Origin of the sequence: Azonexus caeni, from assembly GCF_048146105.1 — a bacterium.
Taxonomy (GTDB): domain Bacteria; phylum Pseudomonadota; class Gammaproteobacteria; order Burkholderiales; family Rhodocyclaceae; genus Azonexus; species Azonexus aromaticus_B.
Map to the genome: position 1 here is coordinate 1 of NZ_JBKJAD010000014.1, position 16391 is coordinate 16391.

The 16391-nt window shown below is 49.6% G+C and carries 15 protein-coding genes; 1 reads left to right on the forward strand and 14 read right to left on the reverse strand.

Annotated elements, in window-relative coordinates:
* Positions 1-93: 93 nt before the first annotated feature.
* From ACLIIZ_RS13425 to ACLIIZ_RS13490, 14 genes are all read right to left on the reverse strand, one after another.
* Entirely contained in the window at positions 94-570 is a 477-nt protein-coding gene (locus ACLIIZ_RS13425) for a sugar transferase (protein ID WP_416692904.1), read from the reverse strand.
* Positions 570-1247, reverse strand: coding sequence for a PIG-L deacetylase family protein (locus ACLIIZ_RS13430; RefSeq protein ID WP_416692906.1), 678 nt, complete (start codon positions 1245-1247; stop codon positions 570-572). Before ACLIIZ_RS13430 ends, ACLIIZ_RS13425 begins: the two co-directional genes overlap by 1 nt.
* Before the next feature lie 27 nt (positions 1248-1274).
* A complete protein-coding gene (locus tag ACLIIZ_RS13435) occupies positions 1275-2486 on the reverse strand; it encodes a glycosyltransferase family 4 protein (protein ID WP_416692908.1) in 1212 nt (403 codons plus the stop codon).
* A 16-nt stretch (positions 2487-2502) separates the two neighbouring features.
* Entirely contained in the window at positions 2503-3639 is a 1137-nt protein-coding gene (gene wecB, locus ACLIIZ_RS13440; RefSeq protein ID WP_416692910.1) for a non-hydrolyzing UDP-N-acetylglucosamine 2-epimerase, read from the reverse strand.
* 26 nt (positions 3640-3665) lie between these two features.
* Positions 3666-4793: a UDP-2-acetamido-2,6-beta-L-arabino-hexul-4-ose reductase gene (gene wbjC, locus ACLIIZ_RS13445; RefSeq protein ID WP_416692912.1), complete on the reverse strand. Its 1128-nt coding sequence runs from the start codon at positions 4791-4793 to the stop codon at positions 3666-3668.
* 4 nt (positions 4794-4797) lie between these two features.
* Positions 4798-5850 carry a polysaccharide biosynthesis protein gene (locus ACLIIZ_RS13450; RefSeq protein WP_416692913.1) on the reverse strand — a complete coding sequence of 351 codons (1053 nt, stop codon included), beginning with the start codon at positions 5848-5850 and terminating at the stop codon, positions 4798-4800.
* A gap of 98 nt (positions 5851-5948) precedes the next feature.
* The gene (locus ACLIIZ_RS13455; protein WP_416692915.1) at positions 5949-7082 is read right to left on the reverse strand and encodes a glycosyltransferase family 4 protein; all 1134 of its coding nucleotides are present in this window, start codon (positions 7080-7082) and stop codon (positions 5949-5951) included.
* A gap of 1 nt (position 7083) precedes the next feature.
* On the reverse strand, positions 7084-8247 hold the full coding sequence (locus ACLIIZ_RS13460) for a glycosyltransferase (RefSeq protein ID WP_416692917.1): 1164 nt from the start codon (positions 8245-8247) through the stop codon (positions 7084-7086).
* 62 nt (positions 8248-8309) lie between these two features.
* The gene (locus ACLIIZ_RS13465; RefSeq protein WP_416692919.1) at positions 8310-9536 is read right to left on the reverse strand and encodes an O-antigen ligase family protein; all 1227 of its coding nucleotides are present in this window, start codon (positions 9534-9536) and stop codon (positions 8310-8312) included.
* A gap of 143 nt (positions 9537-9679) precedes the next feature.
* The gene (locus ACLIIZ_RS13470) at positions 9680-10975 is read right to left on the reverse strand and encodes a glycosyltransferase family 4 protein (protein WP_416692921.1); all 1296 of its coding nucleotides are present in this window, start codon (positions 10973-10975) and stop codon (positions 9680-9682) included.
* Positions 10932-11882, reverse strand: coding sequence for a polysaccharide pyruvyl transferase family protein (locus ACLIIZ_RS13475; RefSeq protein WP_416692922.1), 951 nt, complete (start codon positions 11880-11882; stop codon positions 10932-10934). The genes ACLIIZ_RS13470 and ACLIIZ_RS13475 overlap by 44 nt, the downstream gene beginning before the upstream one ends.
* A 51-nt stretch (positions 11883-11933) precedes the next feature.
* The gene (locus ACLIIZ_RS13480) at positions 11934-13463 is read right to left on the reverse strand and encodes an MATE family efflux transporter (protein WP_416692924.1); all 1530 of its coding nucleotides are present in this window, start codon (positions 13461-13463) and stop codon (positions 11934-11936) included.
* Between the two features lie 140 nt (positions 13464-13603).
* Positions 13604-15427: a glutamine--fructose-6-phosphate transaminase (isomerizing) gene (gene glmS / locus ACLIIZ_RS13485; protein WP_416692925.1), complete on the reverse strand. Its 1824-nt coding sequence runs from the start codon at positions 15425-15427 to the stop codon at positions 13604-13606.
* A 30-nt stretch (positions 15428-15457) separates the two neighbouring features.
* Positions 15458-15808 carry a MarR family EPS-associated transcriptional regulator gene (locus ACLIIZ_RS13490; RefSeq protein ID WP_416692927.1) on the reverse strand — a complete coding sequence of 117 codons (351 nt, stop codon included), beginning with the start codon at positions 15806-15808 and terminating at the stop codon, positions 15458-15460.
* Positions 15809-15936: 128 nt separating this feature from the next.
* On the opposite strand from ACLIIZ_RS13490, the gene ACLIIZ_RS13495 reads away from it, so the two are divergent.
* On the forward strand, positions 15937-16377 hold the full coding sequence (locus ACLIIZ_RS13495; protein ID WP_416692929.1) for a low molecular weight protein-tyrosine-phosphatase: 441 nt from the start codon (positions 15937-15939) through the stop codon (positions 16375-16377).
* The last annotated feature ends 14 nt before the right edge of the window (positions 16378-16391 follow it).

Sequence of the window (16391 nt, forward strand, 5' to 3'; positions counted from 1 at the left end):
ACAACCTTCGTTCACCAAAAAGAAACTCAGCAAGCGCCAGAAGCGCAAGTTCGCCAATTGGGACGAGTCCATCATGCGCAGCATCCTCGGAATTCAACCATTATGATGTTCGAGTGCAAAGGCCCTGCCCCGAATCGCAGGAAGACTGGTAATTCCAGGAACCGCTTCAAATCTCTCCGGATATTTTTCAAGTAGTTGTGATTTGTACGCCGGAAGCGTTGCTCGGGGACCGATAAAACTCATTTCTCCCTTCAGGATGTTAACAATCTGCGGAAGTTCATCGAGACTCGTACTGCGCAACAAGCGTCCGAAGCGTGTCAGCCTGACTTCATCCGGCAAAAGCTCTCCATCCGGACCACGAGCATCGGTCATCGAGCGGAACTTGTACAACCTGAATTCTGTGGCACCTCGACCAAGGCGAGTTTGCGAAAAGATCACCGGCGATCCGAGTTTCAAACGAACCAATATAGCTACGACAAGCAACAATGGCCAAAGAAGCAAAACGATCCCAAGCGCCAGCGCTAGATCGCAAGCGCGCTTACCGAACTTCCCCCAAAAACCGTTGCGCATTAAATGCTCTCCCTTAGCAAAACGAAAGCTTCTGCCGCTTCAACACCGATATGGGTACCGCGAACACGTGCCAAGGCCCGCAACGCCTCAATTGAACGCGGCAGATGATCGGCTTGAAGTTGGGAAGCATAGCGCCTCATCGCATCGAGCTTTTTTTCCAAAGAATCGGAAATATCAACGAAGACATTCGGTTGAAATGGAGGCACAAGATAGGGAGGAGCAAGGTGGGTCTCGGACAGCGTCTCATAAGCCAAAACCCGCTTGACTTGACGCCCCATTTCGAGATATGGCCGACATGCGACAGTCGCGGCGTATGCAATCGCATGGTGATCTTGATGCAAATCGTGAGAAAACGGTATGTAGACCTCTTCGGGTTGAACCTCTTTCAGAACGCTGGTCACAACCTGATTGATTCGCCAAGCCGGCACGTTATCCAGACAAGCTGCTGGCAGCTCTCGAAAAAGCAAATCCGCTACTCCGAGCCCAGCACAAGCTTCCTTTGCCTCCCCACGAATGCGGTCCCACATTGCCGGTTCCCAAAGAGGATGCTTATCCTCCCCATGCCCGGTCAAGACAGCGACAACAACTCTTTTTCCCTGATTCGCAAAGCGGGCGATAGTTCCCCCCATGCCCAAAACCTCATCGTCGGCATGTGGCGCCAATACGAGAATCGTCATGTTCCCTCTTCCTTTCAAACCCGCATATCAACGGCGGTCTCGGGCAATACCTGAAAAAATTCGCTTAAAACGCGCTACACCTGCCGAGAGGGATAACTCCCGCCAGTAATAATCCTGTCCGAGCTTGCCCATTGCTGCCAGTTCACTGCTCGACATTTTTGCGAGCGCCATTGCTGCTTCAGCAATGGAATCCGGATTCTCGGAAAGCGCTGTCAGTCCGCATCCTGCAACATTGACCAAATCTGCAGCGTCACCGCTCACCGCCATCAGGACTGGTTTCCCTGCCGCCATGTAAGCCTGCGTCTTGGATGGAATCGTAATGTGATAAAGCTCGTCGTCCTTCAGATGAACCAGCAGGGCATCCGCAGCCTGCAACACCGCGCCGACTTCCGCCATCGGCACGCGTGGCAGGAAAAGTACATTCTCAAGCCCACTGCTTTGGGCCTGTTCTTTGAGCAACTCGCATTCGGTACCGCTTCCCAGAAAAACAAAACGAATCTTGGGGGCCATATCCCTAACGATTTCAGCAGCTCTTAGCACGGATGCCAGCCCTTGCCCCTTGCCCATCGTCCCGGCAAACAAGATGTTAAAACCCTCGGGCAGGATGCTAGTACGTTCGCCAATTTCCGCCGCGTTGAATATTGACGACTCATCGCACCAGTTATAGATCACCTCGATTTTTCGCTCGTCAACACCACGGCTGGTCAGGAGATTCCGGAACCCCGGAGATAGCACGACGATTTTGTCCACCGTTCGGTAAACCCACTGGCAGACTCTCTCCACCACCGCAAGAATTTTCTCGTTGCCCAACATACCTGATGCTCGCAAGCTGTCAGGCCACATATCCTGGATGTCGTAAACCACCGGAATACGCCGAAGCAACCTGACAATGCCCGCAGCAACCCCGACAGTTAACGGCGGATGATAGGCATAAATCACGTCAGCCCGACGTGCTCCGAAGAGGGTATAGAACAACAGGGAAGCTGAAAAACTCAGGTAATTGGCAATGCGTCGGATAGCAGAAGAATCATGGCTCGGATAAAGCGGCACCCGGGTGATTCTCACGCCATCGATTTCCTCCCGCTGAATCGCTCGAACACGATAACCTGGATATAGCTTGCCTCCCGGGTAATTCGGGAAACCCGTCACCACCTCAACCTCACACCCTTGGCGCACCAGTTCTCGCGCAAAAGCCAAGCCTTTGGGAACGGGTTCCGGATCGAACCATTGGGTCAGCAACAGAACGCGCACCTTTTCAGTACCGCTTCCAGACCACCCGATTCACGTAATCGGTATAGCTGTGGATGATGCGCAGCACCTTGTCGGAGACATTGGGCATGCTGTAGTCCGCGACCAGGCGCAGGCCGCGGGTTTCGCCGCGCGGCTGTGTCTGGAGGATGGACAGCCCCTGGCGGACGCGCTCGACTTCCAGGCCCACCATCATCACGGCGGCCTCTTCCATGCCTTCCGGGCGTTCATGGGCTTCGCGCAGGTTGAGCGCGGGGAAATTGAGGATCGACGATTCCTCGTTGATCGTTCCGCTATCCGACAACACCGCCTTGGCCGAAAGCTGCAGCTTGACGTAATCGTGGAAGCCCAGCGGCTTGAGCAGGCGCACCATCGGGTGGAACTTGGCGCCCGTTGCATCGACGCGCTTTTGCGTCCGCGGATGCGTCGAAACGATGACCGGCAGGTTGTAGTCTTCCGCTACCGCGTTGAGCACCGCAACCAGCTTGGAGAAGCAGCGTTCCGATTCGATGTTCTCTTCGCGGTGGGCACTGACCACGAAGTAGCCTTCCGGCTGCAGCTCCAGGCGCTGCAGCACATCCGACGCCTCGATCCGCGGCCGGTAGTGATTCAGGACTTCGAACATCGGGCTGCCGGTCTTGATCACCTGGTCGGGCGCCAGACCTTCGCGCAGCAGGTAGTCGCGGGCGATGGTGCTGTAGGTCAGGTTGATGTCGGCCGTGTGGTCGACGATACGACGGTTGGTTTCCTCGGGCACGCGCAGGTCGAAACAACGATTGCCGGCTTCCATGTGGAAAATCGGGATCTTGCGCCGCTTGGCCGGGATCACCGCCAGGCAGCTATTGGTATCGCCCAGCACCAGCATCGCTTCCGGGTTCTCGGTCGCTAGCACCTGGTCCACGGCGATGATCAGGTTCCCGATCGTATGCGCCGCGCCGCTGCTACCGCTCGCGCTATTCAGGAAATGATCCGGCTTACGCACGCCCAGATCGTCGAAGAAAACCTGATTCAGCTCGTAATCGTAATTCTGCCCGGTATGCACCAGCACGTGCTCGCAATGCTCGTCGAGGCGCGCCAGCACACGCGACAGGCGAATGATTTCCGGCCGGGTACCGACCACGGTCATGACTTTGAGTTTTTTCATCGTTGTACGTTCGAAAAGTGATTTGTTCAGAGCGGCGCGGCAAAAGTATCCGGATGCTCGCGGTCGAAGATTTCGTTGGCCCAAAGCATGACGACCATCTCGTCATCGCCGACATTGGTAATGTCGTGGGTCCAGCCGGGAACCGTTTCGACGATCTCCGACTTCTCACCGGAGGTAAAAAGTTCGTAGCACTCACCGCTCTGCATGTGACGGAACTTGAAGCGCGCCTTGCCCTTGATGACCAGGAACTTCTCGGTCTTCGTGTGGTGATAGTGCCCACCGCGGGTGATTCCCGGATGTGCCGTGAAGAAAGAAAACTGGCCGCAATCCGGCGTTTTCAGCATTTCGACGAAGACACCCCGCGCGTCGCCATGTTGCGTCACCGGGTAGGCAAACGCCTCCTTCGGCAAATAGCTGACATAGGTGGAATACAGGGCGCGCACCAGGCCCGTGCCGACACGCTCGGTAATCAGCGTATTGCGGCTTTCCCGGAAGGAGCGGATCAGTCCGGCCAGCTCGCCAACCGTCGTCGGGTACTGCGGTGCCACCGTGACAAAGCCCTCCGGCGTGAACTGCGGATCGGCGCCGTCCATCAACTGGATGAAACGGGAGACGACATCGTCGATATAAACCAGGGTGACAGGCGCAGCCGGGTCATTGACCTGGATCGGCAGATCGCGGGCGATGTTGTGGCAGAAAGTAGCCACCGCCGAGTTGTAGTTTGGCCGGCACCACTTGCCGAAAACATTCGGCAGACGGAAGAGATAAACCGGAAAACCGAACGTCTGGCCGGCGCTGCGCAAGACCTGCTCGGCCCCCAGCTTGCTCTGCCCGTAAGGGTTGTCGCGATCCGCCTGGATCGACGAGGTGTAAATCACCGGGATCGCCTTGCCGCCTTCCCGCACCGCACGGCCGACCGCTTCGCACAGCACCGACGTCAGGTCGGTATTGCCGGTCACGAACTCCTGCGGATCCTGCGGGCGATTGACGCCGGCCAGATGAAACACGAAATCGACACCGGCCAATTTGGACGGCAGGTCATCCAGGCTGTCATCGCGTTCGAATGACACCACCTCGACATCCTTGCGTTCCGCCAGGAACAACTGCAGGTTCCGACCGACAAAGCCGGCCGCCCCAGTGATCAGCACCTTCATCGGATTACTCCTCGGCAACCGCGTACTCGCCGCGGGCAATCTTCTGCATGAAATCGAGCTTCAACAGCAACTTCTTCATCCCCTCGACATCGAGCCGGGTCGTGTTGTGCGAGTTGTAGTCCTCGCCGTGCGCCGTCTGCGTCAGGCGTTGTTCGCCTTGATCCACGTACTTCGAGTAATTCAGATCGCGACCGTCCGGCGGCACGCGGAAATAATCACCCATATCTTCCGCACAAGCCATTTCCTCGCGGCTCAGCAGCGCTTCGTAAAGCTTCTCGCCGTGGCGGGTACCCATGACATTCACCGGATGTTCCGGCTTGCCCATCAGTTCGAGAACAGCGCGAGCCAGGACATCCACCGTAGCCGCCGGCGCCTTCTGCACGAAGATGTCGCCATTGTTGCCGTGTTCGAAAGCGTACAGGACGAGATCAACCGCATCGGCCAGCGTCATCATGAAGCGGGTCATCGTCGGATCGGTGATCGTGATCGGCTGGCCATTGCGCACCTGGTCGACGAACAGCGGAATCACGGAACCGCGGGAAGCCATCACGTTGCCGTAGCGGGTACCGCAAATCACCGTCCCCGTGCCTTCCAGGTTGCGGCTGGAAGCAACCATGACCTTTTCCATCATCGCCTTGGAAATGCCCATCGCGTTGATCGGGTAAACCGCCTTGTCGGTACTCAGGCAGACCACTCGCTTGACGCCTGCATCAACGGCAGCCGTCAGAACGTTCTCGGTACCCAGCACATTGGTACGCACTGCCTGCATCGGGTGGAATTCGCAGGACGGAACCTGCTTCAACGCGGCGGCGTGGAAAACGTAATCGACACCTCGCATCGCCTGGGCAACGCTGTGCGGATCGCGAACGTCGCCAATGTAGAACTTCAGCTTGGCGTTGTTGTAACGCTTGCGCATGTCGTCCTGCTTTTTCTCGTCCCGGCTAAAGATACGGATCTCGGCAATCTCAGCATCAAGGAAACGTCGTAGGACTGCGTTGCCAAAGGATCCAGTACCACCAGTAATAAGAAGTATTTTATTTCCAAATGCATCAGACATTTAAATTATTCCGCGTTCAGTTTAAAATAAAAACAGAGCCCCAGAGGGAAAACAACGATTTTAATAAAATTGAAATTATTTTCTTGAGAAACAACAACCTAATTAAAAAGTCGCCGGCTTTCCTCAATAGCCTCTTCATTACTTATATTTTGAACTGCCCAATCGCGAATTTTTGAGCGCCACGCGCTGTACTCGCTCGGGGATTTTTGGCAGCAATCTTCGATACATTCAACAAAAATTTGTGTTTTTCCTAATGAGACATCCCACCCAACACCTTTTTCATAAAGGTTTCTCCAAGGGGTAGTATCGCTGATCAAAACTGGCAAACCAGCAAAAAATGCTTCGGCGATGACGTGTCCAAAATTCTCGCCTAATGTTGGGAAAAAAAATAGATCATATTTCGAAAGTGTTTCCACCACATCACTTGGAGCTAACAACCCGGAATATTTAAATTTTATATTTAATGGAAGGTTAGCAGTAAAGCGCATACACTCTTCCCAGTACGCAATATCCTCGATCGGCCCGTACACATCAAAAATAATATCACTATGAACTGCACTTAAAACCTGCAAGGAGCCAAGCAGATTTTTTTTTGGAGAGATCCTCGAAATAAATACAACCTTAAGCGGAAATCCTTCTGATCGCTCTGAAAATTTAATTTTATCTTCAAATTTCGCGATATCAATAGCCTGCTTTATAGACACACAATCGCCCATAACCCGTCGAATATCCGCTGCTTCGTAAGCACTTGAAGCATGCCAAACAATATTACGATACAAGCCAATTTTCTTAACAAGACTTATAAATATATTTTTCTTTGCAGATTTAAAAGCAAGAGCACCTTCAGAAAACTCCCCACGCGGTCCAAGAATAATAGGAACGCGCAACCCAAAAATATTATTAACAATGACGGGTAAAATACTAAACTTAAATGACAAAAAACTATTTAAATGAATCAAGTCAAACTTATAATTACGCAATATCTTTAGAAGATCAAAAACACCAAGCAAGCCAGTCCGGATGTAAAAAACCTTCGCTTTACCGACTTGATTCCATTTTCCAACGCAAATTGAATCATATGAAGCGTTATCACCAAGATCGCGATCCAGGCACACTACGCTAAAATCAAATTCGTCGCCCAATGCTTCAACCATATTGGCGATCGTACGCACAGGTCCGCCACTTTTGAAGCCTGGCAAATATCCTGGCACAAGTACAAGAAGGCGCTTCATATCAACCTCTCCGACTTTTCAATGATAGCCCCTCGAAAATCTCGCGCACGACAGAATTCCAATTACCGTTCTCTTCGATCCATTTACGTCGACTATTCCGCATAGAAATCAGCTCAGTGCTATTCCTGGCCTTTTCGATTTTTTGTGAAAAATCAGAAAGGTCATCTGCTAACATCAGACACGAGTTGCTCAGTTCGCTGGGAAACCCCTCGAAATTGTTGGCAACCACGGCCCCAGGGGCGCAAATTATGTTGTAAAGCTTCGATGGGAAAAAATACCCCGCCTCGATCCCTTCCGAATATCGAAGACAGAAATTAATTAGCGCCTTTTTTTGCCAATGTGAAATCTCTTCTTCTGGCCTGAAGCCATGAAAAATTATCCTTGGATTCTTAGAGGCAGCGTCACGGACCGCCGATTCCGAAACTCCTTTACCAAAGATGTGAAGGTCCATATCAATATTTTCAGAAGTCCACTTTCTAATCAGCACATCGATTCCGTTGTAGGGAACGAGGGCACCGGCAAATACTGCGTAATGCGAAATATCATCGCCCCTCCCTGAAAGCAAACACCTCCCCTGCCGCGTCAACCCCCCTCTGAAAACTCGTGTCTTATTAGGAGAAAACGAGAAATCGATCCCAATTTTTTCTGAAATTGGTATCAAAATATCGAATTTTGAAACAAGCTTCATTGCCAAAAGTTCAAGAAAATTTCTTATCCCAAAAGAATTATTTTTAGAATAATGAACATCCTGAATAATCGCAACAAGAACTGCCGATCTATTAATTTTTCTATAAATCAGCAAAGCAAACGCTTCAACGGCGGTTATATTGTATTTAAAAATAACATCCGGCCGTCTGAGTAGCAATAAAAAAAACAAAAAAAAAGAAAATAAAAACCGCTTAAGGCCAGCCAAATTAATAAATGGCGGCATGTATAAACGTGGCCCACGAAACCCCGGCCATAAAAAAGGACCAAAAGGCCACGTCCTGATTTGTTTCAAGGAAACAGATTGCACATCTTTATTTGAAAAAACAGCCCCAATATTTTCCAAACAATCAAGAATTTCCAATTGAACTTGATTACCAGCAGCCGATGCAGCAATATTATTATCATCAAGCAGATCAAATGCCCCAACAAACAAAATTCCGCAATTATTTTTTACCATAAGGTATTTCCGAAGCGCGTTTAAAAAACGATCAGCAAATTCAAATTAAACAGATCTGCTCATTAACGATAAAAAACTTTATTTCCGCGAACACACCCAAACATTAGCAATGACAAAACGAATAACGAATAGCGAAGATCCTGACTGCTCAAGATAAGAATAAACAATATAGAAACATAAAAGGCGCTTACATTGTCCACAGTAAGCCGCCGAGAAATCTTATATGTCAAATAAAAAAACAACATACCCAATAGCCAGCCGTAATTGGCGGCAATCGCCATATATGTATTAGTGGACTGGCCATCTGAATTCAGATAAACACCAAAAATATCCTGCGAAATACTCCTAAACAATATAGAGTACTCATTTAAACCAACTCCAAAAAATGGATTTGACAAAGAAATAAAAAAAGGAACAACCAACGAGGCGGTCCTTGAAATCGTACTACCGTATGCATCAGAATCAGATTGGAGTTTATGAAACACCGCACCATTTAAATCCTGAACAAACAAAGATGACACCAAAGCAAGAGTAATAATTAGATAGACAAAAACCCCATATTTCGTTTTGGAAAAAATCGCCTTAAACGAAAAAAACATTAATAAAAACGAACATATAATACCCGATGTAGAATATGTTGTCATCATCATACAAAGAAAAACAAAAACTCTTGGCAAGCTTAACTTTTTTTCGATAAATATTTCCACAAGAAGCGCAAAAAAAATATAAACAGCAAAAACCCCTGGCTCTCTAAATATACTGGAGTTCCTCTTAATACTTTCATCAACATAAACATATCCAACGTACAGATTTTTTACGGGGACATCTGCACGATTTACAACAACTGGCGCCCAGTCAAAAAAACCAGAAAAACCCATATTCAAGAAGTAAATAATTAGAGAAAGAACACCGAGCCAAAAAATTATTTTTTTCGCACTTATTAAGAAAACTTCAAAATTACACTCACGCACTATGAAAGCCGCCAGCAAAAATATGAGGAATTGATAATAATATCCAAATGAAAAATCATTATTTACCAATTGTGTCGCCAGCAAAGACGAAAAAATAAAAATCAAAATCAGAATTAAGTTGAGATCCAGTTTCTGCTTCACCTGCCGAAACACAAACCAAAGAGAAAGAAATAAGTATATTGAATACTTTAGAGCCATTAAAGATTCACCATCTTTAATGGTTCCAAAAAAGAAAACATCATCAGATACAACTATAGAAACAAATGAAAATATATAACAAAATATGTGGCGCAAACTTCGGTTATCATAATCAATCATGCCGAGACTCAAAATAAATACAATTACTTTGTTCGTTCATAACAAAACATTGGACCAGACCAATGAAAATTTAGTAAAAACCAAAAATCAATCAGTCATAATTTAAATTATAGATAAAACACCCCGTCCAACAAAACATTAAATTAGTCATCTAGAAACTCTGAGTACACCTTTTTAAGGTTAAACAAATTATTTAACCTATTATGTCTAACAGCAGCCTCCGCCGCCCCATTTTCAGATAAACATACAGCAAATTTAATTTCTGAAAAAACTTTATTAATAATAAAAGAAAGCATTTCATATTCATCAAACTGGTAGAGCACAGCACCTTTCCCATTTTCCACCATAGAGGGAACTCCTCCGCAATAAGCGGCAATGCAAGGCACCCCAAGAATTTGGGCTTCGCCAAGTGAATTTGGGCTATTTTCAATACTTGATGGACATACGAAAATATTGGAACGTAGGTAGGCTTTTTTCATCTCATCTGCTCGCAACGGGCCAAGGAATTTCACATGCTTCTCTAGGCCATATTGCCTGATCATTGAGGCGATATAGCGACCGTAGCCGCTACGCTTAAGGCGGGATTTGAGTGTTGCGGCATTGGTGATGTCATAACCTGCCACCTCGACCAAAATGTCCGGATAGCTATCCTTAAGCAGTGCAACCGCCTTAAGCACCTGATGCATGCCCTTGATTGGATAAGCCGCCTGGCTCAGGAAGATGGAATGATGCCTGCAGCTGCCCAGTGACCACTTTTCTCCACAGTAAAACTCGTCTCGCAAAGACTCGTTACAAAAATGATAAGACACCTTCGGATTGATAGCCAGAGCATGGGCTCGATCCCAGTCCGTACGGCCAATGACCGCATTGGCACGGCGAATGTATTCTTGCTCAACCTGACCACGCTTATAGAAATCGTGCTTCGCATGGAAGAGCGTGTTCCAGCGGACGACATCTCGGAACGTAATATTTCCCAGCACATCCCATACACTCAAACCAGCCAAGAAATATCGGTGGCAAACAGATACTAGGCCTTGTATTGATACAACATATTTTAAACTTGAACAGGCATTCATCAGCACCATTCCGTGGCCAAATTCTGTCCCGTGAATATGAACAAGGTCGGGCGTGAAATCAGAGATAATTTTAAGCCAGCTATCCTTCAACTTGGCGTTCCCGCATTGCTGAGGAATAAGATAATAACGAATACCATTCACGCTGAATGACTGGAACTCCGCGCCAGGAAAGATGGTAGCTACGGCCAGATCAACATCTTCGGAATTAACCAAATCTCTAGCCAAGCCATACATCCAGCCACCAAATACAGATGGTTCCATCCCAAGATGAATCGCTGCATCAGGGAAAATAGTATTAACAACCCAAAGAATTTTCATATCAGATAAAGCTTGACTGCTTGCGCCATGCTTCGATTGCGTCAAAATTTATTTTTAAACGAATCGGCAATGGGTTCGTTATCCACTTCTCTATTCCAGAAAAGTCATTTCGCTCAAGAACAGGCAAAAAAGTATCTTTTGAAATTTCACGCGCGCGATTATCTACTGCAAGAATCAAAGCTCGGCGTAGTTTTTGAAGTGCCCTAACGCCACCGTGAAGACGAGTACCAACAAAATCAAGAGAGTTTTCTGATTCTAATAAAACATTAAATGCATCAAGTGTTGCAGGAATAGTTTTAATATCGGACGCCCCCAGCGCATGAAGGTAATCAAGATCACCTGAACCTTGTGGCCAAAAATACACACGCCGGTATAGCTTTTTGGCCAGATTAATCAACTGTCGATCGTTTTCAGGTGATTTGTAGTAATCAGTCAAGGTTAGGACAACACTTTCAGCTTTCACGGTCGGAATTTTAATACAATGATCTGGTGTCAAATTCCACATTGTAGGGCATCCAGTGTTTATAACATTATTTATTCCAATAGTTACCAATTTTGATTTAGTGTACTCATCGCGAACTGAGTGAATTTTTTTTGAGGATAGCACACGACGAAGAACTGTTTTCGTATAAATATCAGGTGAATTTTGATATTGCCACCACCCAACCCCCATCAACGTCACATCTCTTAAGCCAAGAGTATCCAATAAGTTTATTTTCCACTGCTTATATCTAAGCATATGAGAGGAAAGCAAATTAGTCCCCCCAACGATTCGGTGATTTGCCCTCGCAGCAACACGTTTGCTCACTGCCCCTATAATATCCTGCGTTGGCAAACCAACCACGCCCTCACTAGGAAAAATCCTCTTCAGCTCTTGAAGAACAGAATCTATTATTATTAAATCACCAACATTTTCCGTCGCAATTGATGGATTAAACAAAGCAATACTCATAATAACCTAAAATTCAAATAAGTAACAAAATTAAATCAACAGGGTGTTATCTTAAATATGCTTGATTTTACAAACCAAGTTGGCAACAATCTTAATTACACTATCTCGGTTGTTTTTATTTAAAATAAAAAACCACACCACAACAACAGAAGCCATATCGGAAACAATCAAGGTTATAATTATTCTATAAAAACTAGCCTCGAATAAAAAAACAACAAGCATGCCAAAAGCCCCCCCAGCCAGAGCAACAATTGCGCACGGGAACACGGTGGATTTGATCCATACATAGAAATTAACATTAAATAGAACTTTCACCCACATTATACGTAAAACCGAAACAATGCCGATGGTTAAAATTAATACAAAACCAATGCTATGGGATGGATAACCCATTTTAAAAACAATCCACCCGATAAATACAGTAGACATCATTGTTAGACCGACACTTACTTGATATGCAGCAATCTCTCCATGAGCATAAACGGCCAGCATATGACCACTAGTAAGCCGATCAATAATGAAGCTAATTAAAATCAACTGGCAAAACTTCGCAACGCCAAGCGGAGGCGAACCCAACCACAAATTTAGAATTGAATCCATCTCAATCATGATCGGAACTGCCATCAAAAGTGCAAGTATGGTTCCGATTAGACTTGCGCGCTGCGATAATGAAAGCATCCGCTCTCGCTCCCCTTCTCCTTCAGTTGTGGTAATGGCTGGTGAAAAAGCAGCTATTAGAGCTGTAGAAAACTGATTTGTCTGCATTGAAACCTGATTAGCAATCGCATAAGCAGCATTAGCGCTCGGGCCGAAAAAAACATTCAACAAAATTGCTGAACCCTGATCACGGAATAGCACACCGCACCAGCCAAAAAGATTCCACGTTGCAAAAGAAAAAAGTTTCTTGCACTTATGTCGATTTAAAAAGATCCCGCTATTGATACGGCATTCATCAAAAATCAGCAAAGCATGAACTATTTGTGCAACACAAAAAAACACCGTGATTAAAGCCATCCCTATAGCATAAAACAAAAGGCGATCACCGGACTCATGAATTAAAAACCACGCAAGAATGAAAGAGCTAAGTGCTTGCAGCATTCCCCATGCCGCTAACTTGGTTAGCTGCTGTTTTGCTGTGAACATGGCAATGAAGGGCACGGAGAACATGCTGACAAACGCCGAAATCAAGGAAATTCTGAATATCCAAGTGCTTATGTTTATTCGATCAAAAGGAATTGTTAAGACATGAGTGATAACATACTCACCAATGGGCCATCCAACAACAATAAGCAATACTGCAAGTATTACATGAATACCTATTGCCGCATTAAACCAATTTTTAAGCTCAGAATCTTCACCCCGCCCGATTGCATAAGCAAAATTACGGGCCGCGCTGGTTGCCATTAAACTATTTAAAGCCGTCAAAAAAACAATAACAGCACCAACAAGACTATAAATACCATAATCAGAGTGCCCTAACGCATTAAGAATCCAACGGCTGCTAAAGAGAGCTAATCCAGCTGCAACGACAAAGCGCAGATAGGTAATGGCAGCATTAATTGCAATACGTTTTTCTGACATTTAATTTATTACAAAAAAATTTGCACTTCGATCACCCATCCCATATTACCCATATCGATTAATTAAACAGCCACGATGCCATTTTAAATTTGAACCCAGTTATGTAAAAATACATTTAAACAAAATACAATATCCGCCAATTACTCTACCGTGACTGACTTAGCCAGATTCCGGGGCTTATCGACATCCGTCCCCTTGATCAGCGCGACATGATAGGAAAGCAGTTGCAGCGGCACGACATGCAGCACCGGCGATAGGACTCCGTAATGCTCGGGCAGGTGCAGGATGTGTACGCCGTCCGATTCCTCGATGCGGCTGTCCGCATCGGCGAAGACGTAGAGTTCGCCGCCGCGCGCCCGTACTTCCTGCAGATTGGATTTCAGTTTTTCCAGCAGGCTGTCGTTCGGGGCCACGGCAATCACCGGCATGTCGCGGTCGACCAGCGCCAGTGGGCCGTGTTTCAGTTCGCCGGCGGCATAGGCTTCGGCATGGATGTAGGAAATTTCCTTCAGCTTCAGCGCGCCTTCCAGCGCGATCGGGAAATGCCGGCCGCGCCCCAGGAAGATCGCGTGCCGCTTGTCGGCGAAGCGGCGGGCCCAGTCGGCGATCGCCGGCTCCAGCTTCAGCGCGTCGGCCACGGCCGCCGGCAGGTGGCGCAGTTCGCGCAGGTAGCGGGATTCTTCCTGCTCGCCCAGGCGGCCGCGCTGCGCGGCAACGACCAGCGTCAGCAGGAACAGCCCGGCCAGCTGCGTGGTGAAGGCCTTGGTCGAGGCGACGCCGATTTCCGGGCCGGCGCGGGTGATGAAGCGCAATGCGCATTCGCGGACGATGGCGGATTCCGGCACGTTGCAAAGCGCCAGCGTGCGCGTCATGCCCTGCGCCTTGGCGTGGCGCAGCGCGGCCAGCGTATCGGCGGTCTCGCCCGATTGCGAAATGGCGACGACCAGCTGGTCGGGGTCGGCGACCGATTCGCGGTAGCGGTATTCGCTGGCGATCTCGACGCTGGTCGGGATGCCGGCGATCTCTTCCAGCCAGTAGCGGGCAACCAGACCGGCATGGCTGCTGGTGCCGCAGGCCAGGATCAGGATGCGGCGGATGCCGCCCAGCACCTCGCGCGCTTCGGCGCCCAGCACTTCCGGCGCGATGCGCCCGCCCAGCCCGGTCATTTCCAGCGTGTCGGCCAGCGCGGCCGGCTGCTCGAAGATTTCCTTCTGCATGTAATGCCGGTATTGGCCAAGGTCCACCGCGTCGGCCGAGAGTTCGGAAACCACCACCGGCCGCTCGACGGCCTGACCGGCGGCATCGACGATGTGCAGGCCGTCCGCGGTCAACTGCGCGGCATCGCCGTTTTCCAGGTAGATGAAGCGGCGCGTCGTCTGCAACAGCGCCGACGCGTCGGAAGCGGCATAGACGCCCTGCTCGCCGATGCCGAGCAGCAGCGGCGAACCTTCGCGGGCAACGACGATGCGCCGCCGGTCGCGCTCGTCGATCACCGCGATCGCGTAGGCGCCGGCCAGCCGGGCGGTCGCGCGGCGCACTGCGGCAAACAGGTCTGGCTCGTCCTGCAGCGCTTCCTCGACCAGGTGGGCGATGGTCTCGGTGTCGGTATCCGAACTGAAGGCGTAGCCGCGGCCCTGTAGTTCCACGCGCAGCGCCTCGTGGTTCTCGATGATGCCGTTATGCACGACGGCAACGCCGCCCGACACGTGCGGGTGGGCGTTGCGCTCGCAGGGCACGCCGTGCGTCGCCCAGCGCGTGTGGGCGATGCCGGCCGGCGCCTGCAGCCCTTCGGCCCGGCGTTCCAGTTCGGCGACGCGGCCGGCGGCACGCAGGCGCCGCATGCCCTGCCCGGCGGCAACGGCCAGGCCGGCCGAGTCGTAGCCCCGGTATTCCAGTTTCTTCAGCCCTTCGATCAACACATCGACGATGTTTTCCCGGGCAACGGCAGCAACGATTCCGCACATGACTATGTTCTAATATTTGAAATTTATTGATCAAACGCGCGGCGAAACGTCGCACTCCTGTTTCAGCGACTCGATCTCGGCTTTCAGCTGCTCGTATTCGGCCATCTTGCGGCCGAGGAAGCGCGCGGTCAGCGCCGCCTTCTCGGCCACGCCGGCCGGGGTCAGCAGGTACGAGTAGGCCAGCTTGTTGCGGCTGGCCTTGAAGTTGTGCAGCTTGATCAGCCCCTTGTCGAGCAGCGCCTTGACGCAGAAATTGGCCTTGCCGAGGCTGATGCCGAGCGCTCCGGCCAGCTCGCGCTGGGTCAGGTGGGGGTTGTCCTGCAGCAGGCGAAGGATGCGGAAACGCACGTCTTCCTGCTGGGCCTGCATTCGATCGATCATCGGTAAGATTGGTTGTTCAAAATAGAACAAGTGTAGCCGGATAGTCAGAGTAGATAAAGGCCCAAGTGAAAAATTGGTTTCCGAGCGAGATCGCTGTAACATAGCCCGTTTTTCGTCAAAGCGCTCCAATGTTTCAACGAATCCTCACGGTATGCGTCGGCAACATCTGCAGAAGCCCCAGCGCGGAAATACTGTTTCGCGCAGCACTCCCAGAACCGGAGTATCAAATCTCCTCTGCTGGCGTGGGCGCACTGGTTGGCAAAGGTATTGAAGCGACGGCAGCCGCCTTGCTGAAAGCCCACGGCCACGCCACCGACAGCCACGCGGCACGCATGCTGACCCGGGATATGCTGCATCATGTCGATCTCGTTCTGGCTATGGAAAAGCCACACATTGAGCATATACTCTCGATCGCGCCAGAAGCCCGGGGTAAGGTCTTCCTGCTCGGCAAGTGGCAAGACGAACGCGAAATCGCCGACCCCTATCGTCGTGGCGATGCCGCCTTTGCCCTGGCCTACGATCAAATCGCCGAAGGCGTTGCTGCCTGGGCTGCCCGCATTAAACGTTAACTGACCTGTACCGA

Bases quoted from the DNA above. Each gene is read 5' to 3' on its own strand.
- ACLIIZ_RS13425 (WP_416692904.1), bottom strand. From the start codon at position 570: ATGCGCAACGGTTTTTGGGGGAAGTTCGGTAAGCGCGCTTGCGATCTA.
- ACLIIZ_RS13430 (WP_416692906.1), bottom strand. From the start codon at position 1,247: ATGACGATTCTCGTATTGGCGCCACATGCCGACGATGAGGTTTTGGGC.
- wecB (WP_416692910.1), bottom strand. From the start codon at position 3,639: ATGAAAAAACTCAAAGTCATGACCGTGGTCGGTACCCGGCCGGAAATC.
- wbjC (WP_416692912.1), bottom strand. From the start codon at position 4,793: ATGAAGGTGCTGATCACTGGGGCGGCCGGCTTTGTCGGTCGGAACCTG.
- ACLIIZ_RS13450 (WP_416692913.1), bottom strand. From the start codon at position 5,850: ATGTCTGATGCATTTGGAAATAAAATACTTCTTATTACTGGTGGTACT.
- ACLIIZ_RS13455 (WP_416692915.1), bottom strand. From the start codon at position 7,082: ATGAAGCGCCTTCTTGTACTTGTGCCAGGATATTTGCCAGGCTTCAAA.
- ACLIIZ_RS13460 (WP_416692917.1), bottom strand. From the start codon at position 8,247: ATGGTAAAAAATAATTGCGGAATTTTGTTTGTTGGGGCATTTGATCTG.
- ACLIIZ_RS13465 (WP_416692919.1), bottom strand. From the start codon at position 9,536: ATGATTGATTATGATAACCGAAGTTTGCGCCACATATTTTGTTATATA.
- ACLIIZ_RS13475 (WP_416692922.1), bottom strand. From the start codon at position 11,882: ATGAGTATTGCTTTGTTTAATCCATCAATTGCGACGGAAAATGTTGGT.
- ACLIIZ_RS13480 (WP_416692924.1), bottom strand. From the start codon at position 13,463: ATGTCAGAAAAACGTATTGCAATTAATGCTGCCATTACCTATCTGCGC.
- glmS (WP_416692925.1), bottom strand. From the start codon at position 15,427: ATGTGCGGAATCGTTGCTGCCGTTGCCCGGGAAAACATCGTCGATGTG.
- ACLIIZ_RS13490 (WP_416692927.1), bottom strand. From the start codon at position 15,808: ATGATCGATCGAATGCAGGCCCAGCAGGAAGACGTGCGTTTCCGCATC.
- ACLIIZ_RS13495 (WP_416692929.1), top strand. From the start codon at position 15,937: ATGTTTCAACGAATCCTCACGGTATGCGTCGGCAACATCTGCAGAAGC.